General features: G+C 64.3%; 22 protein-coding genes. 14 read left to right on the top strand and 8 right to left on the bottom strand.

What is annotated here, in order from left to right; genetic code table 11:
* Positions 1 to 471: 471 nt before the first annotated feature.
* The 7 genes from BSG19_RS16755 (at position 472) to mnhG (ending at position 8,325) form a co-directional block, all read left to right on the top strand.
* Positions 472 to 1,884, top strand: a complete 1,413-nt coding sequence (locus BSG19_RS16755; RefSeq protein WP_092989192.1) for an efflux transporter outer membrane subunit — start codon at positions 472 to 474, stop codon at positions 1,882 to 1,884.
* A 419-nt stretch (positions 1,885 to 2,303) separates the two neighbouring features.
* Entirely contained in the window at positions 2,304 to 5,234 is a 2,931-nt protein-coding gene (locus BSG19_RS16750) for a monovalent cation/H+ antiporter subunit A (RefSeq protein ID WP_244529296.1), read from the top strand.
* Complete coding sequence (locus tag BSG19_RS16745) at positions 5,234 to 5,575, top strand: Na+/H+ antiporter subunit C (RefSeq protein WP_092930522.1); 342 nt, start codon at positions 5,234 to 5,236, stop codon at positions 5,573 to 5,575. Before BSG19_RS16750 ends, BSG19_RS16745 begins: the two co-directional genes overlap by 1 nt.
* Positions 5,572 to 7,185, top strand: coding sequence for a monovalent cation/H+ antiporter subunit D (locus BSG19_RS16740; protein ID WP_092989190.1), 1,614 nt, complete (start codon positions 5,572 to 5,574; stop codon positions 7,183 to 7,185). The genes BSG19_RS16745 and BSG19_RS16740 overlap by 4 nt, the downstream gene beginning before the upstream one ends.
* A complete protein-coding gene (locus tag BSG19_RS16735; RefSeq protein WP_092989189.1) occupies positions 7,185 to 7,673 on the top strand; it encodes a Na+/H+ antiporter subunit E in 489 nt (162 codons plus the stop codon). Before BSG19_RS16740 ends, BSG19_RS16735 begins: the two co-directional genes overlap by 1 nt.
* Entirely contained in the window at positions 7,670 to 7,951 is a 282-nt protein-coding gene (locus BSG19_RS16730) for a K+/H+ antiporter subunit F (RefSeq protein WP_092989188.1), read from the top strand. Before BSG19_RS16735 ends, BSG19_RS16730 begins: the two co-directional genes overlap by 4 nt.
* On the top strand, positions 7,948 to 8,325 hold the full coding sequence (gene mnhG, locus BSG19_RS16725) for a monovalent cation/H(+) antiporter subunit G (protein ID WP_092989187.1): 378 nt from the start codon (positions 7,948 to 7,950) through the stop codon (positions 8,323 to 8,325). The genes BSG19_RS16730 and mnhG overlap by 4 nt, the downstream gene beginning before the upstream one ends.
* Here mnhG and cobM read toward each other — a convergent pair.
* Both cobM and cbiE read right to left on the bottom strand, forming a co-directional pair.
* Complete coding sequence (cobM, locus tag BSG19_RS16720) at positions 8,322 to 9,086, bottom strand: precorrin-4 C(11)-methyltransferase (RefSeq protein ID WP_092989186.1); 765 nt, start codon at positions 9,084 to 9,086, stop codon at positions 8,322 to 8,324. The two genes, mnhG and cobM, sit on opposite strands and share 4 nt — an antisense overlap.
* Positions 9,083 to 10,405: a precorrin-6y C5,15-methyltransferase (decarboxylating) subunit CbiE gene (cbiE, locus tag BSG19_RS16715; protein ID WP_092989185.1), complete on the bottom strand. Its 1,323-nt coding sequence runs from the start codon at positions 10,403 to 10,405 to the stop codon at positions 9,083 to 9,085. Before cbiE ends, cobM begins: the two co-directional genes overlap by 4 nt.
* Between cbiE and BSG19_RS16710 the strand changes: the two genes are divergently transcribed.
* Positions 10,404 to 11,168 carry a cobalt-precorrin-6A reductase gene (locus BSG19_RS16710; protein ID WP_092989184.1) on the top strand — a complete coding sequence of 255 codons (765 nt, stop codon included), beginning with the start codon at positions 10,404 to 10,406 and terminating at the stop codon, positions 11,166 to 11,168. The two genes, cbiE and BSG19_RS16710, sit on opposite strands and share 2 nt — an antisense overlap.
* Here the strand turns inward: BSG19_RS16710 and BSG19_RS16705 are convergent.
* The 5 genes from BSG19_RS16705 to cobF form a co-directional block, all read right to left on the bottom strand.
* Positions 11,132 to 11,896 carry a precorrin-3B C(17)-methyltransferase gene (locus tag BSG19_RS16705; RefSeq protein WP_092989183.1) on the bottom strand — a complete coding sequence of 255 codons (765 nt, stop codon included), beginning with the start codon at positions 11,894 to 11,896 and terminating at the stop codon, positions 11,132 to 11,134. The two genes, BSG19_RS16710 and BSG19_RS16705, sit on opposite strands and share 37 nt — an antisense overlap.
* Positions 11,893 to 12,705 (bottom strand): precorrin-2 C(20)-methyltransferase, encoded by an 813-nt coding sequence (locus BSG19_RS16700; RefSeq protein ID WP_092989448.1) that lies wholly within the window; start codon positions 12,703 to 12,705, stop codon positions 11,893 to 11,895. Before BSG19_RS16700 ends, BSG19_RS16705 begins: the two co-directional genes overlap by 4 nt.
* Before the next feature lie 50 nt (positions 12,706 to 12,755).
* Entirely contained in the window at positions 12,756 to 13,388 is a 633-nt protein-coding gene (locus BSG19_RS16695) for a precorrin-8X methylmutase (RefSeq protein ID WP_092989182.1), read from the bottom strand.
* Positions 13,375 to 14,715 (bottom strand): precorrin-3B synthase, encoded by a 1,341-nt coding sequence (gene cobG / locus BSG19_RS16690; protein WP_170866021.1) that lies wholly within the window; start codon positions 14,713 to 14,715, stop codon positions 13,375 to 13,377. The genes BSG19_RS16695 and cobG overlap by 14 nt, the downstream gene beginning before the upstream one ends.
* Positions 14,716 to 14,840: 125 nt before the next feature.
* Positions 14,841 to 15,599, bottom strand: a complete 759-nt coding sequence (gene cobF, locus BSG19_RS16685; protein ID WP_092989180.1) for a precorrin-6A synthase (deacetylating) — start codon at positions 15,597 to 15,599, stop codon at positions 14,841 to 14,843.
* 248 nt (positions 15,600 to 15,847) lie between these two features.
* Here cobF and BSG19_RS16680 point away from each other — a divergent pair, with 248 nt between their 5' ends.
* From BSG19_RS16680 to BSG19_RS16670, 3 genes are all read left to right on the top strand, one after another.
* Complete coding sequence (locus tag BSG19_RS16680; RefSeq protein WP_092989179.1) at positions 15,848 to 17,647, top strand: type I secretion system permease/ATPase; 1,800 nt, start codon at positions 15,848 to 15,850, stop codon at positions 17,645 to 17,647.
* Positions 17,644 to 18,987, top strand: coding sequence for an HlyD family type I secretion periplasmic adaptor subunit (locus tag BSG19_RS16675; protein ID WP_092989178.1), 1,344 nt, complete (start codon positions 17,644 to 17,646; stop codon positions 18,985 to 18,987). Before BSG19_RS16680 ends, BSG19_RS16675 begins: the two co-directional genes overlap by 4 nt.
* A 212-nt stretch (positions 18,988 to 19,199) precedes the next feature.
* Positions 19,200 to 20,096, top strand: a complete 897-nt coding sequence (locus BSG19_RS16670) for a DMT family transporter (RefSeq protein WP_092989447.1) — start codon at positions 19,200 to 19,202, stop codon at positions 20,094 to 20,096.
* A 9-nt stretch (positions 20,097 to 20,105) separates the two neighbouring features.
* Here BSG19_RS16670 and ung read toward each other — a convergent pair whose 3' ends face one another.
* Positions 20,106 to 20,792: a uracil-DNA glycosylase gene (ung, locus tag BSG19_RS16665; RefSeq protein ID WP_092989177.1), complete on the bottom strand. Its 687-nt coding sequence runs from the start codon at positions 20,790 to 20,792 to the stop codon at positions 20,106 to 20,108.
* A 166-nt stretch (positions 20,793 to 20,958) separates the two neighbouring features.
* On the opposite strand from ung, the gene modA reads away from it, so the two are divergent.
* From modA to modC, 3 genes are all read left to right on the top strand, one after another.
* Positions 20,959 to 21,756, top strand: a complete 798-nt coding sequence (gene modA, locus BSG19_RS16660) for a molybdate ABC transporter substrate-binding protein (RefSeq protein WP_092989176.1) — start codon at positions 20,959 to 20,961, stop codon at positions 21,754 to 21,756.
* 63 nt (positions 21,757 to 21,819) lie between these two features.
* Positions 21,820 to 22,530 (top strand): molybdate ABC transporter permease subunit, encoded by a 711-nt coding sequence (gene modB / locus BSG19_RS16655; protein WP_170866020.1) that lies wholly within the window; start codon positions 21,820 to 21,822, stop codon positions 22,528 to 22,530.
* Positions 22,527 to 23,612: a molybdenum ABC transporter ATP-binding protein gene (gene modC / locus BSG19_RS16650; RefSeq protein ID WP_092989174.1), complete on the top strand. Its 1,086-nt coding sequence runs from the start codon at positions 22,527 to 22,529 to the stop codon at positions 23,610 to 23,612. The genes modB and modC overlap by 4 nt, the downstream gene beginning before the upstream one ends.
* Positions 23,613 to 23,629: the final 17 nt, after the last annotated feature.

Raw genomic sequence — 23,629 nt, 5'->3', positions numbered from 1 at the left:
TTTCCAGCCGATCGACAGATAGTGATTCTCCCTCACGCCTCCGTCTCGACCGTTCGTCGTCCATATCGCGGCGACCGTGCGATACAGCGTCCGCTCTGTCCGATGGAAAGGACGCCGGAATTGCTCGGTAAGCCAGTTTTGCGGCCCGAAAACACGGAATACGGCGCTTTGATCGTCCGGCAGATGGCGGAAAGGCGAATAAGGAAAACACAATCCGCGTGGTTGGCACGGATTGGGACATTCCGAAAATCCAATGCGATGACAGCGACTTAGGGCAATTCCTGCCGCCATCGCCCATGCGTCATGTTCCACATGACGCTCGCGAAGCGTGGCATGAGGGGAACACTTTCAGACAATAATGCGGAAGGCCCTCAGCTTTTGGATTGTTTCCTCGCTTCGGATGGTGAACATGCTAAAGACCAGATGTGAATCATTCGTTACCGGCGCATCACCTGCCGGATGGGGACCCTTATGAAGATTGCTCAAGCGCTCCTTCCCATGAGCATGCTCTTGCTGTCCGGCTGCGTCGTGGGTCCGGATTACCAGACGCCGGCCGACAACCTGCCCGCCAAATTTTCCAAGGCCGATGCCCCCGCAGCCAACGTCACCCTGAACCCCTGGTGGCAGAGTTTCCGCGACAAGAAGCTCGACGCTCTCGTTGCCCAAGGCATGAACCAGAACCTGAGCGTCCAGCAATCGATCGAACGCATCGTCCAGGCGCGCGCCAACGTCGTTATCGCCGGTGCCGATGCCCTTCCCGCGCTGAACGGCAGCGGATCCGGCAATGTTCAGGGCTCCGACGGCTCCTACCTTCAGAAGACCTCTGGCACCAGCCACACCGAAAGCAAGTCGCTTGACAGCGGCCTGGGCGCTTCCTGGATCCTGGACCTCTTCGGCCAGTATCGCCGTGCTCGCGAAAGTGCCAATGCGTCGCTCGATGCCGCCTACAACAACATCAACGTGGCGCGTCTGGCCTATCTCTCGGATCTCGTGACGTCCTATATCGATGCCCGCTACAATCAGGAAGCGCTGGCACTTGCCAAGCTGAGCCTGTCTTCGCGGCGCGAGACACTGAAACTGACCAACGACATCCGCACCGCCGGCGCCGCATCGAGCCTCGACGTCGTGCAGGCCGAAGGTCTTGTGAATTCCACGCTTGCTGAACTTCCGGCCTACGAGACCGGTTTCCATCAGGCAGCCAACCACATCGCGACGTTGCTCGGCCTTCCCGCTACCTCGGTCACCGCGGAGCTCACACGTGGCAAGGCGCAGCCCTGGCCGAAGTTCAACACCAAGGTCGGCGTTCCCGCCGATCTCGTGCGCAACCGTCCCGACATCCGCGTCGCCGAGCGTCAGCTGGCCGCAGCGACCGCCGATATCGGCGTTGCCGAGGCGCAGCTCTATCCGAGCCTCTCCCTCAGCGGCTCGATCAATGCCGGGCGCACCTTCGGCAATGCCGCGACGGGCAACCTGACGAGCTGGTCCTTCGGCCCGACGCTTGACGTGCCGATCTTCAATGGCGGCCGCCTGCGTGCCAATGTCGAAGCCCAGCGCTCCGTCGCTCAGGAACAGTACCTCGCCTGGAAGCAGACTGTCCTCAACGGTATCGAGGAAGTCGAGAACGCGATGATCGCGCTGCGCAAGAACTACGAAACGGTATCGGCTCTGCGCCGGGTCGTCGCATCCTCGGAACAGGCCCTCGGGCTTGCCCGCGAAAGCTATCGCGGTGGCGCAACCTCGCTGCTCGACGTGCTCGATGCGGAACGCACGCTGTCCGACAGCCGCATCCAGCTTGCAGCCGCCATTCGCAGCCTCGCCGCCAACTATGTCGCCCTCAACGTCGCCCTCGGCGGCGGCTCGGGCATCGAAGTCGCGACGAAATAAGCGATAGACGTAAGACCGGCATGAAACGCACCGGAGATACCGTCTCCGGTGCGTTTTGCGTTTACGGGTCGTGCCTTCAGAGAGCCCGCCGCCATATTCGTCCCGCTTTGTCCGGCACTTCACAATCGGGTAACGCAATGTTTTCTTGGCTCTCACGCTCGAAACGATACGCAGAGACATCGTCCGTCAAAATGTCTCATGATGTTTATGAGGCAAACTGGAAAAGCGACGAGGGGTGTCTATTTGCCACTTTCGCGGGTTGGCATCGCGGCGGAATACCGGCATAAATTTCCGGCGTGTTGCGCAGCGTCCGCTGGCGCCGATCCTTCATGCCGCTCGGCCCCGAAGCCTTCGTCCGCCGCTATCCTGCGCAGCGGCCGGCACGAGGAACCTGCCATGGTAACGACCAAACTGGGGAAATGACCATAGAGATCGCGCAAACCCTGCTGCTCTTGCTCGTGCTGACGCCTTTCGTGGGGAGCCTCATCGCCATCAGCCTGCCGAGCGACCGCAGCACGCTGGCGGCCTGGCTTTCCGGCTCCATTGCCTTCCTGTGTCTCGCGATCACCACGTCCCTCTACGTCTTCGTCATCGAAGGCCGCGTGCTACGCACCGATATCGCCTGGATCCCGCAGTTCGGCTTGAACTTCACGCTGCGCATGGATGGCTTTTCCTGGCTGTTCTCCGCCTTGATCAGCGCGATCGCGCTGCTCGTCGTGGTCTATGCGCGCTACTACATGTCGGCCGAAGACCCGGTTCCGCGCTTCTTCTCCATGTTCCTCGCCTTCATGGGCGCCATGCTCGGCCTCGTGCTCTCCGGTAATCTCATTCTTCTCTCGATCTTCTGGGAGCTGACCAGCATCATCTCCTTCCTGCTGATCGGCTACTGGTATCACAACGCCAATGCCCGCGATGGCGCCCGCATGGCGCTGACCGTGACCGGCACCGGCGGGCTCTGCCTTTTCGTGGGTCTGCTTCTGATCGGCCATGTCGTCGGCAGCTACGATCTCGACGTGGTGCTCGCCTCCGGCGATACGATCCGCAACCATCCGCTCTACGTGCCGATTCTCGTGCTGGTGCTCATGGGTGCGTTGACCAAGAGCGCGCAGTTTCCGTTCCACTTCTGGTTGCCACAGGCCATGGCGGCCCCCACGCCTGTCTCGGCCTTCCTCCATTCGGCCACGCTGGTCAAAGCCGGCGTCTTCCTCCTCACCCGGTTCTGGCCGGTCATGGCGGGCACGGATGCGTGGTTCTGGCTCGTCGGCCTCGCCGGTCTGTCGACGCTGCTGCTGAGCGCCTACTTCGCCATCTTCCAGCAGGATCTCAAAGGCCTGCTCGCCTATTCCACCATCAGCCATCTTGGCCTCATCACCGTTCTCCTCAGCCTCGGCAGTCCGCTGGCCGCCGTTGCCGCGATCTTCCACACCCTGAACCACGCGACCTTCAAGGCATCGCTCTTCATGGCCGCCGGTATCATCGACCACGAGACCGGAACGCGGGACATGCGGCGCCTGAGCGGGCTCTTCAAATACATGCCGATAACCGCCACGCTCGCCATGGTGGCGAGTGCCTCCATGGCCGGCGTGCCGCTGCTCAACGGCTTCCTCTCCAAGGAAATGTTCTTTGCGGAAGCCATCGAGACGCACCGGGTCAATCTGCTCGATACGCTGACGCCCTATGTGGCGACGCTGGCAAGCCTCTTTGCCGTCACCTATTCGCTGCGCTTCATCTATACCGTCTTCTTTGGCCCCAAGCCGCACGACCTGCCGAGCGAGCCGCACGAGCCGCCGCACTGGATGATCGCGCCGATCGGCTTTCTCGTGCTCGCCTGCCTCGTGATCGGCATCGTGCCAAGCCTGACCATCGGGCCATTGCTCCACACCGCCGTGGTCTCCGTGCTGCGCGATGCGACACCGGCCTATAGTCTCGCCGTCTGGCATGGCTGGAACCTGCCCTTCTTCATGAGCCTCTTTGCGCTCGTGGCCGGCATCCTGCTCTACGTGGTCATGCGTCCGTATCTCGCCACCAGCGTCGAGGGCCCACCTTATTTCCGCAGGCTGCAGGGCCAGCGTATTTTCGAGCGTATCCTCGTCACCATTTCCTGGAAATGGGCGCGCATGGTGGAGATGAAGGCCGGCACACGGCGTCTTCAGCCGCAGATGCGCATCCTCGTTTTCGCAGCGATCATGGCGACGGCGACTCCCCTCCTGTGGGGGCGGTTCCAGCCTGCCGATTTCGCTTTCCGCAACATCGATCCGGTCTTTGCCATTCTCTGGCTGATCGGCATGGCCTGCGCCATCGGCGCGGCCTATCAGGCGAAGTTCCACCGCCTGGCTGCCCTCGTGCTTCTCGGTGGCGCCGGCCTCGTCACCTGCATCACCTTTGTCTGGTTGTCGGCTCCGGATCTCGCCGTCACCCAGCTTCTGGTCGAAATCGTCACCACGGTTCTCATTCTTCTCGGCCTGCGCTGGCTGCCCAAGCGCTTCGAGAAAGCCGATGCCGACGCCATGTCCGTCGGCGTGCGCATGCGCCGTCTTCGCGATCTCGTGGTCGCGGTCACGGCAGGGGTCGGCTTGATGCTGATCTCCTACACGGTCATGACGCGGCCGATGCCGGAGACGATCTCCAGCTACTTCCTGGAGCGCGCCTATTCCGAAGGCGGCGGCACCAATGTGGTCAATGTGATCCTCGTCGATTTCCGCGGGTTCGATACGTTCGGCGAAATCGCGGTTCTCGCCATTGTCGCGCTCACCGTGTTCTCGCTGCTGCTGCGCTTCCGCCCGGCAGCCGAAAGCCTCGAGCGTCCGGAACAGCAGCGCGTCCAGAATGCGTTCGATGCGCGCCATCCCGAGCGCGAGACGGGCGAGAGCGTGGCGGAATATCTGCACATCCCCTCGGTCATCATGCGCTGGCTCTTCCCCGTCATCGGCATGTTCGCGGCCTTCCTGTTCTTCCGCGGTCACGATCTGCCGGGCGGCGGCTTTGCAGCGGGCATCGCGCTCTCCATCGCCTTCATCCTGCAATATATGAGCAGCGGCACCCGCTGGGTGGAAGAACGCCTGCGCATCCATCCGCTGCGCTGGATGAGCGTCGGCCTTCTGGTCTCCACCGCCACGGGGCTGGGGTCGTGGATGTTTGGATATCCCTTCCTCACCACGCATTCGCGCTATGCCGACCTGCCGCTGATCGGGGAAATGCCGCTCGCGAGTGCCATCCTGTTCGACCTCGGCGTGTTCTCGCTCGTCACCGGCGCCACCGTGCTGATTCTCATCGCGCTCGCCCACCAGTCCGTCCGCTCCCCCCGCGCCCATATGCGGAGCGTCAAACTGTCCGGAAAGGAGAAGAGCTGATGGAACTCGTTCTTTCCGCCGGCATCGGCGTCTTCGCCGGCTCGGGCATCTGGCTCCTCTTCCGGCCGAGAACCTATCAGGTCGTCGTCGGGCTGGCGCTTCTGTCCTATGCGGTCAACCTCTTCATCTTCGGCATGGGCCGCCTGCGGCTCAACGCGCCGCCCGTGCTCGAAAAGGGCGTCGCCGGCGGCTTCCTCACCCATACCGATCCGCTGCCGCAGGCGCTGGTGCTCACCGCCATCGTCATCGGCTTTGCCATGACGGCGCTTTTCCTCGTGGTGCTGCTCGCCTCGCGCGGCTTTACGGGCAACGACCATGTGGACGGGAGGGAAGAGCGATGAGCTGGCTCGGACACCTGATCATCCTGCCGATCCTCCTGCCCTTCGTCACCGCAGCGGTTCTCATCCCGATCGACGACCGCCAGAGAGCGCTGAAGGGTGCGCTGAGCTTCGGAGCGTCGCTCGTCCTGCTGCTGACGGGCACCGCCCTGATGATCGCGTCTGCCACGGCGCAGGACAATGGCTCCCTCGTCTACCAGCTCGGCAACTGGGCTGCCCCCTATGGTATCGTCCTCGTCGTCGATCGCCTTTCGGCGATGATGATCACGCTGACGACGCTGATGGCGCTTTGCGCACAGATGTTCTCCATGGCCCGCTGGCACAAGGCCGGGCCACACTTCCACACGCTGTTCCAGTTCATGCTGGTCGGGGTCAACGGCGCGTTTCTGACGGGCGATCTCTTCAATCTGTTCGTCTTTTTCGAAATCATGCTGGCCGCATCCTATGGCCTCATGCTGCACGGGTCCGGCCCCATCCGCGTCAAGGCGGGCCTGCATTACATCGCTATCAACCTCGCGGCGTCATCGCTGTTCCTCATCGGTGTCAGCCTGATCTACGGAGCCTCCGGCACGCTTAACATGGCCGATCTCGCTCTGCGCATTGCCGATCTGAGCGCCGAGAACCGCATGCTGATGGAAGCCGGCGCTGCCGTTCTCGGCGTTGCCTTCCTCGTGAAGGCCGGCATGTGGCCGCTCGGCTTCTGGCTGCCGCAGGCCTATTCCGCGGCCACGCCGCCGGTGGCGGCGATGTTTGCAATCCTCACCAAGGTCGGCGTCTATATCCTGCTTCGCCTTTCGCTTCTTCTTTTCGGAAGAGAGGCCGGCATCTCCGCAGGTTTCGGCCAGGGCGTGCTTCTCTATGGCGGCCTGCTCACCGTCACCTTCGGCACGATCGGCGTCATGGCGTCGCAGGCAATGGGCCGACTGGCGAGCTACTACGTGCTGATCTCGTCCGGCTCGCTGATGGCCGCCATCGGCCTCGGCATCACGGGCGTCATTCCCGGCACGCTCTTCTACCTGATCTCCTCCACGCTCGCCATCTGCGCCTTCTTTCTGCTGATCGATCTTGTGGAACGCGCCAGAGACGCCGGTGCCGACGTCCTTGCGGTGACCATCGAAGCCTATGGCGACAGCGATGATGATGAGGCCGAAAAAGAGGTCGGCGCTGCCGTGCCCGGCACCATGGCCGTGCTCGGCGTCTGCTTCGTCGCCTGCACCATGTTGATGGCCGGTCTGCCGCCTCTATCGGGTTTCGTCGCCAAGTTCGCGATCCTCCACGGCCTCTTTGAAGGTCTTGGTCAAAACGCGCCCATCACGGGCGCGCAGTGGACCTTCGTGGCCCTTCTCATCCTCTCCGGCCTTGCCGCGCTGATCGCGCTCAACCGGGTCGGCATCCGCACATTCTGGAACTCGATCGAGGGCACCGTGCCACGCGTCCGGCTCATCGAGATCACGCCGGTGCTGGTGCTCCTTGCCGCCTGCGGTTTCCTGACGCTCCAGTCCGGCCATGCGCTGCGCTATCTCCAGGATACGGCGACGGTCCTGTCCCAGCCGCAGGTCTACATCGGCAGCGTACGCGATGCGGTGCCGGTCGTTTCCCATGGGGGGTCCTGATGCGCTACTGGTTCCCCTATCCGCTTCTGTCGCTCCTGCTTCTCGGTTTCTGGCTCCTCGTCAACCAGTCGGTATCGCCGGGGCAGATCCTGCTGGGCACCATCCTGTCCGTGTCCCTCTCCTGGGCCATGGTCAATCTGGAGCCGAGCAAATCGCGCCTGCGTCGTCCGGGTGCCGCGCTGCGACTGGCGGCCTCCGTGATCAAGGATATCGCGCAATCCAACGTCGCCGTTCTCGGCGCGGTCCTGTCGCGTCGCAAGCCACCCGTCCAATCCGCCTTCGTCATGGTGGAACTGACGCTGAGGGACGACAACGCCTTGGCGCTGCTCGCCTGCATCCTCACGACAACGCCTGGCACCGCCTGGCTCGAATATGACCGCCAGACCCGCATGCTCCTCATTCACGTGCTCGACACGGCTGATGGAAAGGACTGGCAGTCCATCGTCACCAACCGTTACGAGCGGCTTCTCAAGGAGATCTTCGAATGACCGAACTTCTCATCATCTGGTCTGTGCTGATCTCTCAGATCATGATCGGCCTTGCCATGGTCTGCGCGCTCTACCGCGTTGCCAAAGGGCCGCGCGCGCAGGATCGCATTCTCGGGCTCGACACGGTCTATATCACCGGCATGCTGCTGCTGCTGACGTTCGGTATACGCACATCCAACGTGCTTTACTTTGAAGCCGCACTGACGATTGCGCTGCTCGGCTTCGTCTCCAGCATCGCCTTTGCCAAGTTCCTGATGCGTGGCGAGGTGATCGAATGACGTTCCTGGTCGATCTGCCGGTCTGGGCCGCCATCCCGGTCTGCCTGCTGCTCCTGTCGGGCTCCGCCATCACGCTGGCCGGCGCCATCGGTCTCGTTCGCTTCCAGAGCTTCTACGAGCGCCTGCACGCGCCGACGCTCTGCACCAGCGGCGGCGTCCTGCTGATCGCCATGTCCTCGATGCTCACCTTCGCCGTCCTGCAAAACCGCTGGATCGTGCATGAAGTTCTCATCGTGGTCTTCATGATCATCACGACACCGGTCACGCTCATGCTGCTCGGCCAGTCCGCGCTCTATCGTGATCGCGCGGAAAAGAGCACGGACGTCCCGCGCAAGACGGAAACCGCGAAAGCCGATCCGGGTATCGATCTCTAAAGCCCGTCGCGCCCGCGAAACCGGCGCTGGTAGCCCGCATCGTAGAGCGCGCTCTCGCGGAATCCGTCAGCCGTGAGCGTGCGCCCGACGAAGATCAACGCCGTCCGCTCGATCGGGCTTTCCGCCACCAGCGCCTCGATATCCTCAAGCGTCCCGCGCACGACACGCTCGTCCGGCCATGATGCCTTGACGACGATGGCGACCGGGCAGTCCGCACCATAGAGCGGCGTCAACTCGGCAACGATCTGCGGCAGCGCATGAATGGCGAGGTGGATGGCGAGCGTCGCACCCGTCGCACCGAAATTCGCCAGCGTTTCCGCATTCGGCATCGGCGAGGCGCGACCGGAAACGCGCGTCAGCACGAGGCTTTGCGCGAGCGCCGGCAAGGTCAGCTCGCGGCCGAGCGCTGCCGCCGCCGCTGCGAAAGCCGGGACCCCGGGGGTCATCGTATAGGCAATTCCCCGTGCCTCCAGCCGTCGCACCTGCTCCGCCACGGCGCTCCAGACGGAGAGATCGCCGGAATGCAGCCGCGCGACATCCTCGCCAGCAGCCTCCGCCCGCACATATTCCGCTTCGATTTCATCCAGAGACAAAGGAGCGGTATCCACGATGCGGGCGCCCGGTGGGCAATAGGCAAGCAGATCGCGGGAGACGATGGACCCGGCAAAAAGGCAGACCGGCGAGGCTGCGATCAGATCACGCCCGCGCACGGTGATAAGGTCCGCAGCCCCCGGACCGGCACCGATGAAATGAACGGTCATGCCAGCTCTCCCCGCGTTTTCCCCACATCGATACCCATGTCGTCTTCCGAAACATCGTCCGGCCCGGTCAGTGCGGGCTTGATCCAGACCCATTGGGTTACCGGCATGGCAGGTCGCCAGCCGGTCATTGCGCCGACAGGCGACGCACGGGCAATGTCGATCCGCGTCAAGCTTCCGCCATGGGCGGCGCGAGAGGCGAGCAGCACGGCTTCCATCTCCGTCGTCACCGCATTGGCGACCAGCCGTCCGCCGGGCCGCAATGCGTCGAGCGCCGCATCCATGACGCCGGCCTCGCTGCCGCCGCCACCGACGAAAATCGCATCGGGCCTGGGCTCCCGGCCAAGATCTGCGAGCGCGTGCGGCACGACGCCCTCGACGATACGCAATTCCGGCACGCCAAAGGCGCGGGCATTGCGGCCGATCCGCGCTGCGCGCTCCGGATGCGCCTCGATGGCGACGGCACGCAACGAGGGATCGGCGAGCATCCATTCGATCGCGATGGACCCGGCCCCCGCGCCGATATCCCACAGGCATTCTCCACGTCGCGGAGACAGGGCCGAAAGTGTCAGAGCCCGAACCTCCCGCTTGGTGATCTGCCCGTCATGCTCGAACAGGTCGTCGTCAAGCCCGGGCGTCAGGCCAAGAACCCGTGCTTGCTGACCCGCGACCACCTCGATGGCGCAGACATTGAGGGAGTGGCAGGCGGCAAGGTCAAACCCGTTCGCTGTGTGAAAGCTGATCCGTTCCTGCGGCCCGCCCATCGCTTCGAGCACCGTGAAGGCGGAGGCGCCGAAGCCGGTGTCGCGCATCAGGGCGGCAACGGCCGCCGGCCCCTCCCCATCCGATGTCAGCGCGAGGATCCGGGTTCCGCCATGCAGATGCGGGCGGAGAAGGTCGAGCGGTCGGCCGTGCAGCGACAGGCAGACGACATCCTGCAGCGCCCATCCGAGCCGCGCCGCCGCAAGGCTGAAAGCCGAGGGAGCAGGCAGGACGCGCATCTGGGACGGGTCGATACGACGCGACAGGGTGACCCCGACGCCGAAGAAGAACGGATCGCCCGAGGCGAGCACCACGACCGGCATGCCGGCCATCGCCACCACCACATCGATGGCGGTCTCGAACGGGCTCGACCAGGGGCAGCTTTCCCCCGTGATCAGCGGCGCGGCAAGCGCCAGATGCCGCGTGCCGCCAAAGACGAGGCGTGCATTGGAGATCGCCTGCTTGGCCTCCTCGCCGAGACCCGCTAGACCGTCTTCTCCAAGGCCGACGATCGTCAGCCAGGGTTCCGTTGTCAGGGAAGCGTTTTCGCCGTCACGCATGGGCCATCATATCCTCATTCTCGGCGGCACCACGGAAGCCCGCATGCTGGCCGATGCCTTGGCAAACACAACGCATCGCGTGATGCTGTCGCTGGCCGGCCGCACCCGCGCGCCGATGGCGCAGCCTGTGCCCACCCGCATCGGCGGCTTTGGCGGCGCCGAAGGCCTTGCGCAGACGCTGAGGGCCGACGGTTTCGATCTTCTCATCGATGCCACGCACCCCTTCGCGACCCGTATTACGGACAATGCCGCCAAGGCAGCCTTGGAAACCGGCATCCCCGCCTTTGCCCTTCGCCGTCCGCCTTGGAAGCGCCAGCCGGGCGACCTCTGGACCTGCGTTACGAGCATGCAAGAGGCCGTCGCGGCGCTGGGCGATACGCCGCGCCATGTTCTCCTGGCCATCGGCCGGCAGGAAGCGGCGCTGTTCGAGGAGGCGCCCCAGCATGCCTATCTTGTGCGCAGCGTCGATCCCGTCGAGCCGCCGCTGACCCTGCCGGATGTCCGTTACATCCTCGCGACAGGTCCGTTCAGCGAAGCGGATGAGCATGCCCTGCTGATCACGCATCGCATCGACTGCATCGTTGCCAAGAACAGCGGCGGCAGCGCCACCTATGGCAAGATCGCTGCGGCCAGAGCGCTGCACATTCCGGTCGTTCTCGTCGAACGCGCGCCCGAAGCTCCCCTGCCCACGGTCGGCACGGTGGAGGAGGCGCTGGCTCGCATCGATCACGTGCTCGCTCCGGGCAGGAAACGCGGCGTATAGACCAGATCCCCACGACCGGGCCGGGCGATGACCCGTGTTTCCGGCGAGCCGATAATGACGCAGGTCGCCATATCAGCCATACCGGCATCGGCCTCGGCAAGCGGCATCACGCGCATGCGCTCGTCCGGCCGGCCAGCGGCGCGACCGAAGATCACGGGCGTTTGCGCCGGCAGGATCGGCCGCAACACGTCGAAGGCGGCACCGAGCTGCCATGGCCGCGCCTTGCTGATGGGATTGTAGAGCGCGATGACGAGCCCTGCCTCTGCAACGAGCGCCAGCCGGCGGATGATGATCTCCCACGGCTTCAGGTTGTCAGAGAGCGATATGGCGCAGAAGTCGTGCCCGAGCGGCGCGCCGATCCGCGCTGCGACCGCCAGCATGGCCGTCACGCCGGGCGTCACGCGGACGTCGATGTCGCGCCAGAGGGCCGGTCCATGGTCGATCGCCTCGCAGACGGCAGCCGCCATCGCAAAGACGCCGGGATCTCCGCCGGAGACGACGCAGACGTCTGCGCCCTCTGCGGCATGCGTCAGCGCCGCTTTGGCACGATCCAGTTCCTCGCGATTGTCGGAGGCGACACGCACCTGATCGGAGCGCAGCGACAGGCGGTCGAGATATGGTCCGTAACCGAAGAAATGGCTGGCAGCATCGATCGCCTCCAGCGCCTCGGGCGTCGTCTGGCGCGGATCGCCCGGTCCCGTGCCGACAATGGTCAGTCGGCCGCTCATATGGCGCCATCCACGATGCGACCGCTCCAGCCGGGCACGAGCACCAGCGAGAAATACGGCGCCTCGTCGGTCAGCTTATCCGCGAGCGGCGTCATCGCGGCATTCGCCATCGTGCCGCGCTCGACATAGACAGCGTTGTCGAGCTTGCCCGAAGCGGCGAGCGCGCGTCGGATTTTCGGCAGATTGCGCCCGACCTTCATGATCACGGCCGCTTGCGTATCGCCGAGCCTGCGGCAGAGTTCGGTCTCGTCCATGGTGCCCGGAAGAACGGACAGCACATCGTCTCCCTGCACGATCGGCAGGCCTGCGAGCGACCAGCAGCCCGACATCGCCGTCACGCCCGGCACGACTTCGGCGGCGTAGCGCCCGGCCAGCCGCACATGCAGGTGCATGTAGGAGCCGTAGAACATCGGATCGCCCTCGCTGAGGATCGCGACCGTCCGCCCGGCATCCAGATGCGCAGCAACGCTGGCAGCGGAAGCATCGTAGAAAGCGGTGATCTGGCCCTTGTAGTCGTCGTGTTCCTTGTCGATCTCGACGGTGACGGGATAATAGAGCGGCAGTTCGATGCGCCCGGGCTTCAGGATGCCCTCCATCTGTCCCGGCGCAAAAAGGCTGGCAATGCCATCCGCCTTGCCGAGCCCATCGAGGATGGTTCGTCCGTTGCCGCGCCGGCCGGCCTTTGCGAAATAGGCGAGCACATCGGCCTCGGCGAGCGCCCGCACCGCCTTGAGCGTCAGCAGTTCCGGATCGCCCGGCCCGGCGCCGACGCCGATCAGCCGCCCGGCCGTCACGCCTGCAAGCGCCACACCCCCGACGCTCAGTTCCACTGTCTCCAGATCTCCGGTCACCGTCGCTCTCACAGGCCCGGCCTCGCGAGCGCGTTGATGGCAGCGGCGGTGATTGCACTGCCGCCCAGCCGGCCGCGGACGATGGCGAAGGGCACGCCATAGGAATGTTCGGCAAGGGCATCCTTGGATTCCGCCGCGCCGACGAATCCCACCGGCATACCGAGAATCGCCGCCGGCTTCGGTGCGCCGTCGCGCAGCATCTCAAGGAGGTAGAAAAGTGCTGTTGGCGCGTTCCCTATGGCAACCACAGCGCCGCCCATTCGCTCGCCCCACAGCCGCAATGCGGCGGCAGACCGGGTATTGCCGATCTCGCGGGCCAGTGCTGGCGTTTCCGGCTCGCGCAGGGTGCAGATCACGTCGTTTCCCGCCGTCAGCCGGGCGCGTGTCACACCGTTCACCACCATGAAGGCATCGCAGAGGATCGGCGCGCCGCCGGAAAGGGCCGTGCGTGCAGCCGAGACGAAGCCGGGCGAGAACACGAAGTCGCGGGCAGCTTCCACCAGCCCGCAGGCATGGACCATGCGCACGGCTACATCGGCCTCCTCCGGCGAGAACCGCGACAGGTCGGTCTCCGCCCGGATGATGGCGAAGGAGCGTTCGTAGATGGCGTCGCCATCACGGATGTAGTCATAAGCCGGCATGGTCAATCCCGTTGAAGCGTGCCGCTGAAAACGCGGCGGCGATCCGCGCCGGTCCCAGCCGTTGAAGGCAGGCGGCAGCCGATTCGCCCTTCTCTACCGTCTCTGCAACCCGTTGGCCAAGCGCCGTGATAGCGGAAGCGCCGTCTTCCAGCCGCTTTGTCGCAACCGGACGGTCTCCGGCACGTCCGCCGAGGACGATGCCGAGCCCAGGCTGGCCGTCGCAGGACATGGCGACCAGCGTGAGATCCGCGACGCGCGGGCGTGCGCAGCCCTTGGCGCAGCCGGAGACATGCAGGTCGAGCGACCCATCCATCAGCGCCGGCGCGTGAGCGATCAGGTGGCTCGCCACCGCATGCGTATCGATGCGTCCCGAGGCACAGCCGACCTGACCGGCACAGGCATCGATGCGCAAAGCGGGATCACCTGCATGGACGACGAAGCCGAGCGATGCGGCAAGAGAAACAATCGCCGAGGTGTTCCAACCGGCAGGACCGACGAGCAAAAATGCGCGACCGGGCGCGAGCCGCACCGCGGATACGCCCTCCGCCACGGCGGCAAGGATCAACGGCCGGACGACATGGGCTGCCATCTGCCCGAACGCAGGTGCGATACCGAGCACGACCGACGCACCGAGGTCGAACCGGCCAACGGGGGACAGTGACACCTCCCGGTATGCCAGCAATGAAGAACCGGGAGGCAGATGCTCCACTGGAAGATCGCGCGCCCGTGCAGCGGAACCATAGGCAGCGATATCCGCGACCACCGACATCGCCGCTTCGATCATCTCGTCTTCTGTACCGCAAACGCCTGTCTGCTTCCCCGCCACGAGCAAATGCCAAAGGAGCGTGGAATCGGTCGCTCCCGCCACTAGCTTGATATCGGCCGCAACACCATCGAGATGCAGCCTCCCACCGCCATCGACGATGACGGCCAGCTTCGGCGCAAGGTCGAGGCCGCTGCCGGCGATCCTTTCGGCAAGCTTTCGCGCGAGCGGGCGCGGATCGGCCACTTCGGACGGGTCCAGCCCGGCAAGCGGCGGCATTTCCACGGCAATGCCCTCGCACGGGACGATGCCCGCACGGTGAACGGCTGTCGACAAGGGCGCAACGCTTGCCGTCCGCAGACCCCGGATCTGCAGGTTGCCCCGCGCCGTGATATCGAGCCTGCCGGTGCCGAACGTTTCCGCTGCATCCAGAAGAGCCAGAAACGCATCCGCCGTGAAAGATCCAGACGCCGGCCGCAGCCGCGCGAGCAGGCCATCGCCGGTCTGCATGGGGGCTGCCAAGGTGGGGCAGGCACCACGGCGCAACGCCGGTGTCGGACCCATCGCCCTTATTGTCCCCTCATTACCGCGCATTGCAGTCCCGGCCATCGTCATGTCAGCGCCCCTCGATCAGCCGTCATACAGCATGCGGTCACGAGGGTGCAAATCACGGCTTAAACGCATCTCGTCTATGTCGCAGGCGTGCGCAGGAGATAGACGTCCATGATCCAGCCGTGCCGCGCACGCGCCTGCGCGCGCATTGCTACGATCGTCTCGCGCACAGCGCCAAGACGCCCTGCGATCGTGATCTCCTGCGGCAGGCCGAGATAGGCGCCCCAGAAAATCTCGGTCTCAAGGTCCTCGACCGCCAGAAACGCCTCTTCGCCATCCAGCATCACCACGACCGACTGGGCCGTCTGCGGAAAAATCTCGGACAGGCGGCGGCCGGGCGTGATCGTCACCGGCTGCCCGATGCCGTTGATGGGAATACGATGGCGGGCCGCGAGCAGCTGTATGCTGGTGATGCCCGGCAGCACGGACATCTCGAAGGCAACGCGCCCGCCGTCCCGCACGCGCTCCAGAAGACGGATCGTGCTGTCGTAGAGCATGGGATCGCCCCAGACGAGAAAAGCCCCCGTCTCTCCGTCCGCCAGATGGTCGAGAAACAACCGCTCGTGGATATCGGCAATCTCGGCATGCCAGAGATCGACGCCCTGACGATAGCCGATGCCGTCCGTTTGTCGGCGCGGCACGGCGAAATCTACGAGCCTTGCCGCGCCCGCCCCATGCAGGGCGATCATGCTGCGACGGACATCGGCAAGCTCGGCCTTGTCCTCGCCCTTCGTCGGCACGAAGATGACATTTGCCTCGCCGATCGCCTTGATGGCTTCGAGGGTCAGATGGTCGGGATCACCCGTGCCGATGCCGATCACCAGAATCCGTCGCATGGTTTCTCCTTCAAGGCACGTTCACGCAGAGCACCTTCGTTTCGCCGCTGGGCCTGCGACAGGGGCCCGTCCTATAGCCCTTGGCGCAAAGAAACGGGAAACGCTAAAATAAAATCGAAAATGCCGGTTCGGTGATAAAAAATTGACACCATCTTCTCTAATGTGCCCGCATCTGCAAGGGCGGGATCGACCGGAACCGGTGGCTCGACGTTCGGGATGGCAGGCGACGGCGGGCGCGCGGGGTTACGATGACAAAGACCAGACATTCAGGCGCGGAGCCGGCACAGGCACTGCGGGACTGTAAGGGCGCCTTCATCGGCGTCGGCGTTGCCAGCGCGCTCGTCAACGTGCTCTACCTCACCGGCTCGTTCTTCATGCTCGAGGTCTATGACCGCGTCCTTCCGAGCCGCAGCATCCCCACCCTCATCGCGCTCTGCATTCTCGCGCTCATGCTCTATGCCTTCCAGGGTGCGTTCGAGTGGATCCGTGGCCGCATGCTGGTGCGCATCGCCGGCGCTCTCGACGAGGCGATGACCGGGCGGATCTACCGCACCGTCGTCCGCCAGCCGCTGAAGTTGCGCACGGCCGGCGATGGCCTGCAGCCGCTACGGGATTTCGATCAGGTCCGCGCTTTCCTTTCGGGCGCAGGTCCGGCCGCCTTCTTCGACCTTCCCTGGCTCCCCTTTTACATCGGCATCTGCTTCCTGTTCCACCCCGTCATCGGCATCGTCTCGGTCATCGGCTCGCTGATCCTCATCGCCATCACATTCCTCACCAACCGGGGAACGCAAGGCCCCTCCAAGAAGGCATCGGAAACCGGTAACCTGCGCAATGCCTTCGCCCAGGCGTCGCAGCGCAATGCCGAGGTCATGCAGTCCATGGGCATGCTCGGCCGCATGTCCACGCTCTGGGGCGAGCGCAACGATGCCTATCGGCACCATAACCTCGTCAATTCCGATGTCTCGAACGGCTACGGCGCTCTGTCCAAGGTCTCGCGCATGATCCTCCAGTCGGCGGTTCTGGCCACCGGCGCGGTGCTCGTCATCGAGGGACTGGCCTCGCCCGGCATCATCATCGCAGGGTCGATCCTCACCGCCCGGGCGCTGGCGCCGGTGGAACTGGCGATCGGCAACTGGCGCTCCTTCGTCGCCGCACGGCAGAGCTGGAAACGTCTGGGCGAACTCCTGACCGCGCTTCCCGAGCGCGATGCGCCGCTGGAACTCCCGGTGCCGCGCGAAAAGCTGACGGCCGAAGGCATTGCCGGCGGACCGCCCGGCGTCCAGCGCCTGACCTTCACGGATGTCACCTTCACGCTGAAGAGCGGCAGCGCGCTCGGCATCATCGGGCCAAGCGCTTCCGGCAAGTCCTCGCTCGCCCGCGCGCTGATCGGCATCTGGCCAACCCTGCGCGGCGCTGTGCGGCTCGACGGTGCCGCACTCGACCAGTGGGACAGCGACCGTCTGGGCAAGCATATCGGCTACCTGCCCCAGGACGTCGAGCTGTTCTCCGGCACGGTGGCGCAGAATATCGCGCGCTTCGAGGAAGACGCAGCACCCGGCGCGATCGTCGAGGCGGCCAAGGCTGCCCGCGTCAACGACCTCATCCTCAAACTGCCGAACGGCTACGAAACCGAGATCGGCGATGGCGGCTCATCCCTCTCGGCCGGGCAGCGCCAGCGTGTCGCTCTTGCCCGCGCTCTCTATGGCGAGCCCTTCCTCGTCGTTCTCGACGAGCCAAACTCCAATCTCGACGCCGAAGGCGAGCAGGCGTTGAGCGAAGCCATCCTCAGCGTGCGCGCCCGCGGCGGCATCGTCATCGTCGTCGCCCATCGCCCGAGCGCACTTGCAAGCGTCGATCTCGTGCTGATGATGAACGAAGGCCGCATGCAGGCGTTCGGGCCGAAGGACGATGTTCTGGCGCAGATCCTGCGCCGCGAGCCGCCGCGTGCCGCCGCTGCACAGGCGTTCCAGCCGAATGTGCAGACCCAGTTGCAGGCGCAGCCACACGTGCTGAAAGCCGTCGGCAATGGACAGGAAACCGCATCATGAGCACGCGCGATTCGTCCGCCACCTCCCATGAAACCCCGTTGCGCCCGGCTCAGTCGCGCCGCTCCCTCTCCCGCCACATTACCGCCGTCGGCGTCATGGCGGTGGTTCTTGTCGGCGGCATCGGCGGATGGGCCGGTACGACCGAGCTTTCGAGCGCCATCGTCGCCTCAGGCACCGTCGTCGTTGAAAACAACGTCAAGAAGATTCAGCACCTGACCGGCGGCATCGTTGGCGAACTGAATGTGCGCGAGGGCGAAACCGTCGAGGCGGGACAGGTACTGGTACGTCTGGATGGCACCACCGTGCGTGCCAACCTGTCGATCGTCCAGAACACGCTGGCCCAGCTTTACGCCCGCCGCGCCCGGATCCTCGCCGAGCAGGCGGGAGAAAAGACCTTCACCGTGCCGAAGCTCGCACAGGTCGTGCCGACGGATATGGCATCCGAAAGCTTCGAGGACAGCGAGCGGCGCCTGTTCGACAGCCGCCGGAGCGCGCTGGTCGGCATGAAAAACCAGCTGGCCTCCCGAAAGGCCCAGCTGAAAGACGAAATCGAGGGACAGACCGTTCAGCTGAACGCCATCGCCGACAGTTTGAAGCTCATCAGTCAGGAACTGGAAGGCGTCGACAAACTCTACGCCCAGGGCCTCGTCTCCATGCAGCGCGTGACCGCCCTCAAGCGCGACCGCGCCCAGCTGGAAGGCGACCGCGGCGCCCGTATCTCCGCTCGTGCGCAGGCTGCGGGAAAATCGAGCGAGATCGACTTGCAGATCCTCCAGCTGGATGAAGATCGCCGGACCGAGAACGCCAAGGACCTGACCGATGTCGAAGCGCGCATCGCGGAGTACGAGGATCGCGGCGTGGCGGCTCTCGACCAGCTGAAGCGGCTGGACATTCGCTCGCCGATATCGGGCCGCGTCTCCCAGCTTGCCATTCACACGGTCGATGGTGTCGTCAATGCCGGCGAAGTCCTGATGCTCGTCGTTCCCGCCACGGACACGCTCACGGTCGAAGCCCGGATCGCCACCAGCGATATCGACCAGATCACGCTCGGCCAGCCGGTCGAGATCCGTTTCAGCGCCTTCAACCAGCGCACGACACCCGTGGTCCAAGGTGAGGTTGCGAATATCGCGCCTGATCAGGTGACCGACCAGCGCACAGGCGCAAGCTATTACCCCTTGCGCATCCGTCCCAAGCCCGAGAGCCTCACCGCTTTGAAAGGCCTCACGCTCTACCCGGGCATGCCGGCGGAGACCTACATCAAGATCGCCGACCGCACCGTCATCTCCTATCTCGCCAAGCCGCTGACCGAACAGATGCAGCGGACGTTCCGGGAAGACTGAGAGACGAACAGGCGCTCTCGGCTCAAAGGGCGCCTTTCCGCACCCACCATGCCCCTTTGATCCAGCACTGACACGTACTGGATCATTTCATTCTGAAACCGATACCGGTCCGCGGAATTATGCAGTAGAGACAAGCGTGCCCGATCGGGCATTTGCAAAAAAGACCTGAGCGCGTCCACATGGTCGTCGAGGCGAGCACGGCAAGACGACTGATGACATCCAAGCGCAAAGGCTATCTCTTCGTCTTGGTCGCGATCCTGATCTTCACATTGCAGGATGCGACCTCCAAGCACATGGGCGGGCTCTATCCCCCCGTCTTCATCACCATGATTCGCTATTGGGCCTTCGCCGCCTTCGTTCTTATCCTGGCGGCACGGTCGAGTGGCGGGCTGAAGGCTGCGGTGACCACGAAGCATCCTGTCCTGCAGATCGTGCGGGGACTGCTGCTGGTCAGCCAGATCGTGCTCGTCATCGCCTCCTTCGCCAGCGTGGGCCTCGCCCATTCCCAGGCGATTTTTTCCGTCGGGCCGATCTTCGTCGCCCTCCTCTCGATCGTCATCCTCGGCGAGCGCGTCGGCTGGCGTCGCTGGACGGCGATCATCGTCGGCCTTATTGGCGTCATCGTCATCCTGAATCCCGCCGGCGATGAATCCTTTTCTCTCCTGATCGTTCCCGTCTCATCCGCGCTGATCTTCGCCTTCTATGTCGTGACCACGCGCCTCGTCAGCCGCGAAGACACGGCAATGACAAGCTTCTTCTATACAGGTGCGGCCGGCGCCGTGGCGATCACGCTGATCGGACCGTTCTACTGGACGTGGTTCGCACCCGTCGACTGGCTGTGGATGGCGCTTCTCTGCGTCACCGGCACGTCGAGCCACTTCTTCCTCATCAAGGCCTACGAATATCTCGACGCGTCGGAGGTGCAGCCTCTGACCTATCTCCAGCTGGTCTTTGCCAGCATCATCGGTGTCTCCGTCTTCGGCGAGGTGCTCAGTATCAACATGATCGTCGGTGCCGTCATCGTCGTTGCCGCCGGCATCTTCACCGTCTGGCGCGAAAGCGTCGTCGCCCGCCGCGCCGGCGCCGCGGGCACGCACCCGCGGGCATAACACCGGCTTTCAGAGCGGCGGCAGCGCCCAGTCGATCGGCGGCCGACCATTGGCTTCAAGGAAGGCGTTCGCCTTGGAAAACGGGGCCGTGCCGAAAAAGCCGTTATGCGCCGACAGCGGAGAAGGATGTGCCGAGCGCAGCACGAGGTGCCGGCTCTGATCCACGAATGCCGCCTTCTTCTGCGCGTAGGATCCCCAGAGAATGAACACCACCGGCTGCGGCTGGTCGTTGACGGCGCGGATGATGGCGTCGGTGAACGTCTCCCAACCCCGCTTCTGGTGAGACGCCGCCAGTGCCCGCTCCACCGTCAGCACGCTGTTGAGAAGCAATACGCCCTGCTCCGCCCAATGTTCGAGAAAACCATGGCGTGCCGGTGGTATACCGAGATCGTTCTGGAGTTCCTTGTAGATATTGACGAGCGATGGCGGAATGCGCACGCCGGGCCGAACGCTGAAGGATAACCCATGCGCCTGTCCCTCGCCATGATAGGGGTCCTGCCCGAGGATGACGACGCGCACCTTGTCGAGTGGCGTCAGGTCCAGCGCCCGGAAATATTCCGATCCCCTGGGGAAGATCTGCTTTCCCGCCTGCTTCTCCGCCTGAAGAAAGCTCTTGAGCGTGCCCATGTAGGCGCTGTCGAACTCCTTGGAAAGCGCCTGTTTCCAGCTCTCCTCCAGCCTGACCGTTCCGTCCATCCTGCCCGTCCCATGCCTGTTTTCAGCGGTGTCTCGCGTGGCAAACGATAGATCATCGCGTCATCATCGCAAGTCCCGCATCGCAATGTATTTTTGCAAACATATCGCTGGCCAATAGGCTGGCGAGCGTTATATTCCACAAGATATCTCGAACGCCGGAGACACGATGCTGCCACCTATCCAGACACTGAAGACGAAAGCACGGGCTGCCTTGGCGGTTCTCCTGGTCACACTTGTGCCGCTGGCGACCCCGGCCGTGGCTGCCGATAACGTGACGGTCTTTGCCGCTGCGAGCCTCAAAAACGCGCTCGATGCCGTGAACGACGCCTGGCAGCAGAAGACCGGGCATGCGGTCACCGCCTCCTATGCGGCAAGCTCTGCGCTGGCAAAGCAGATCGAGGCGGGCGCGCCGGCCGATATCTTCATCTCCGCCGATCTCGCCTGGATGGATGACGTCGCCGGGAAAAAGCTGATCCGCGAGGACAGCCGATCAACGCTTCTCGGCAATCGCCTCGTTCTGATTGCACCCGCAGCGGACGCCAAGCCGGTCGATATCCGCCAGGGCTTCGACTTGAAGGCGCGGCTTGCCGGTGGGAAACTCGCCATGGGGGCCGTGGAGGCGGTGCCCGCCGGCAAGTATGGCAAGGCGGCGCTCGAAAGTCTCGGCGTCTGGTCGTCGGTGGAAAAGGATGTCGCGGGTGCGGAAAACGTCCGCGCCGCCCTCCTCCTCGTCTCCAAGGGCGAGGCACCGCTCGGCATCGTGTACGAAACGGACGCCGCTGCCGATCCTTCGGTAAAGATCGTCGGAACCTTCCCCGAGACCTCGCACCCGCCGATCGTCTACCCGGTCGCAATCCTGTCGGAAAGCACGCATCCGGACGCCACTGCCTATCTTGATTTCGTTCGTTCGCCGACGGCAAAAAAGCTCTTCGAGGCTGAGGGCTTTACCGTTCTCGCGAAATAGGAGAAGGCTTCGACCGGGTCCGATAAGGGACGGGAATTTCGAGCCACCGGCGGCGCGGAGGACATGGCGACTTTGGACTGGCTGGCTCTCAGCGATGCGGAATGGACGGCGATCCGGTTGAGCCTGAAGGTTTCGACGGTAGCCATGCTGTCGAGCCTGCCTTTGGCGCTTCTGGCTGCGATGGCGCTCGCACGCGGCCGGTTCTGGGGTCGCTCTCTGCTGAACGGGCTCGTGCACCTGCCGCTGATTCTGCCGCCTGTCGTCACCGGTTTTCTGCTGCTCATCCTGTTCGGCCGGCGCGGACCCGTCGGCGCCTTCCTTGAAACCTATACCGGCCTCGTTTTTTCGTTCCGCTGGACAGGAGCGGCCCTCGCCTGCGCCATCATGGGCTTTCCCCTGATGGTGCGCAGCATCCGCCTGTCGATCGAGGCGGTGGACGGGCGGCTGGAGCAGGCCGCTGCCACGCTCGGCGCGTCCCCCGTCTGGGTCTTTGCCACCATCACACTGCCGCTGATCCTTCCCGGCATCATCGCCGGCATGATCCTCTCCTTTGCCAAGGCCATGGGCGAGTTCGGCGCCACCATCACCTTCGTCTCCAACATCCCCGGCGAGACGCAGACGCTGTCGGCCGCGATCTACACTTTCACGCAGGTGCCGGGCGGCGATAGCGGCGCGCTTCGCCTGACGCTCGTCTCGGTCATCATCTCCATGGCAGCGCTTCTGCTGTCGGAATGGCTGGCCACTGCCGCCTCACGCAGGGTTTCCGGCACATGACGCTCGACGTCTCCGTGCGCCACCGGCTCGACGCCTTCTCGCTCGACATAGGCTTCTCGACCGATGGCGGCATCACGGCACTGTTCGGGCGCTCGGGCTCGGGCAAGACCTCGCTGATCCGCGTCCTTGCCGGCCTGATCCGCCCGGACGAAGGCCATGTGCGGCTCGATGACGAAACGATCTTGGACACCGCCAGCCGAACCTTCACGCCGCCCCATCGCCGGCGCTTCGGGACCGTATTTCAGGAAGGGCGCCTGTTTCCGCACCTCACCGTGCGGCAGAACCTGCTCTATGGCCGCTGGTTTTCCAGAGCCCCTGACAATCGCGAAGAGAGAGAACGAGACATCGAGCGCATCGTCGATCTCCTCGGCATCGCACCGCTGCTGGCTCGTCCCACAACCCATCTCTCCGGCGGTGAAAAGCAGCGCGTGGCGATCGGTCGGGCGCTTCTGGCACGCCCGCGCCTGCTCCTGATGGATGAACCGCTCGCCGCTCTGGACGAGGCACGCAAGGCCGAGATCCTGCCGTATCTCCAGCGCCTGCGCGACGAAACGGACATCCCCATCCTCTATGTCAGCCACTCCGTCACGGAGGTGACGCAGCTCGCCGATCGCGTGCTGATGATCGAAAACGGCCGCCTGACCGCAAGCGGCACCGCATCGGAGATGCTCAGCTTGCCCGGTTCGAGCGGCGCAATCAGCCGCCGCGAGGCGGGAACGGTGATCGAGGCGACGGTTGCGCAACACCAACCCGATCCCCGGATCGTCAAGGTTGCCGCCGGCAGCCTCACGCTCTGGCTGGCCGGCACCGCGCGACGACCCGGGCAGCACCTGCGCCTGCGGATCGCTGCTCGCGACATCATGCTCGCCACGAGCAGGCCCGAAGGTCTGAGCGCGCTGAACATTCTTGAAGGGATCATCACAAGTATGGAGCCGGCCGGTCACGATCAGGTCGATGTCGCCGTCGATTGCTCAGCTACACGGCTGACCGCGCGCATCACCAGCGTCTCCGCCGACATGCTGGGCCTTGCGCCCGGAATGACGGTCCATGCCGTGATCAAGACGGTGGCGCTGGATCCTTGAAAAACGTGTCGCCCGAA

The organism is Rhizobium sp. NFR03 (assembly GCF_900111275.1).
In the GTDB taxonomy this organism is placed as follows: Bacteria; Pseudomonadota; Alphaproteobacteria; order Rhizobiales; family Rhizobiaceae; genus Ferranicluibacter.
This window is presented reverse-complemented; position numbering and strand designations above follow the sequence as displayed.

Bases quoted from the DNA above. Each gene is read 5' to 3' on its own strand.
- BSG19_RS16755 (WP_092989192.1), top strand. From the start codon at position 472: ATGAAGATTGCTCAAGCGCTCCTTCCCATGAGCATGCTCTTGCTGTCC.
- BSG19_RS16750 (WP_244529296.1), top strand. From the start codon at position 2,304: ATGACCATAGAGATCGCGCAAACCCTGCTGCTCTTGCTCGTGCTGACG.
- BSG19_RS16745 (WP_092930522.1), top strand. From the start codon at position 5,234: ATGGAACTCGTTCTTTCCGCCGGCATCGGCGTCTTCGCCGGCTCGGGC.
- BSG19_RS16740 (WP_092989190.1), top strand. From the start codon at position 5,572: ATGAGCTGGCTCGGACACCTGATCATCCTGCCGATCCTCCTGCCCTTC.
- BSG19_RS16735 (WP_092989189.1), top strand. From the start codon at position 7,185: ATGCGCTACTGGTTCCCCTATCCGCTTCTGTCGCTCCTGCTTCTCGGT.
- BSG19_RS16730 (WP_092989188.1), top strand. From the start codon at position 7,670: ATGACCGAACTTCTCATCATCTGGTCTGTGCTGATCTCTCAGATCATG.
- mnhG (WP_092989187.1), top strand. From the start codon at position 7,948: ATGACGTTCCTGGTCGATCTGCCGGTCTGGGCCGCCATCCCGGTCTGC.
- cobM (WP_092989186.1), bottom strand. From the start codon at position 9,086: ATGACCGTTCATTTCATCGGTGCCGGTCCGGGGGCTGCGGACCTTATC.
- BSG19_RS16710 (WP_092989184.1), top strand. From the start codon at position 10,404: ATGGGCCATCATATCCTCATTCTCGGCGGCACCACGGAAGCCCGCATG.
- cbiE (WP_092989185.1), bottom strand. From the start codon at position 10,405: ATGCGTGACGGCGAAAACGCTTCCCTGACAACGGAACCCTGGCTGACG.
- BSG19_RS16705 (WP_092989183.1), bottom strand. From the start codon at position 11,896: ATGAGCGGCCGACTGACCATTGTCGGCACGGGACCGGGCGATCCGCGC.
- BSG19_RS16695 (WP_092989182.1), bottom strand. From the start codon at position 13,388: ATGCCGGCTTATGACTACATCCGTGATGGCGACGCCATCTACGAACGC.
- cobG (WP_170866021.1), bottom strand. From the start codon at position 14,715: ATGGGTCCGACACCGGCGTTGCGCCGTGGTGCCTGCCCCACCTTGGCA.
- cobF (WP_092989180.1), bottom strand. From the start codon at position 15,599: ATGCGACGGATTCTGGTGATCGGCATCGGCACGGGTGATCCCGACCAT.
- BSG19_RS16680 (WP_092989179.1), top strand. From the start codon at position 15,848: ATGACAAAGACCAGACATTCAGGCGCGGAGCCGGCACAGGCACTGCGG.
- BSG19_RS16675 (WP_092989178.1), top strand. From the start codon at position 17,644: ATGAGCACGCGCGATTCGTCCGCCACCTCCCATGAAACCCCGTTGCGC.
- BSG19_RS16670 (WP_092989447.1), top strand. From the start codon at position 19,200: ATGACATCCAAGCGCAAAGGCTATCTCTTCGTCTTGGTCGCGATCCTG.
- ung (WP_092989177.1), bottom strand. From the start codon at position 20,792: ATGGACGGAACGGTCAGGCTGGAGGAGAGCTGGAAACAGGCGCTTTCC.
- modA (WP_092989176.1), top strand. From the start codon at position 20,959: ATGCTGCCACCTATCCAGACACTGAAGACGAAAGCACGGGCTGCCTTG.
- modB (WP_170866020.1), top strand. From the start codon at position 21,820: ATGGCGACTTTGGACTGGCTGGCTCTCAGCGATGCGGAATGGACGGCG.
- modC (WP_092989174.1), top strand. From the start codon at position 22,527: ATGACGCTCGACGTCTCCGTGCGCCACCGGCTCGACGCCTTCTCGCTC.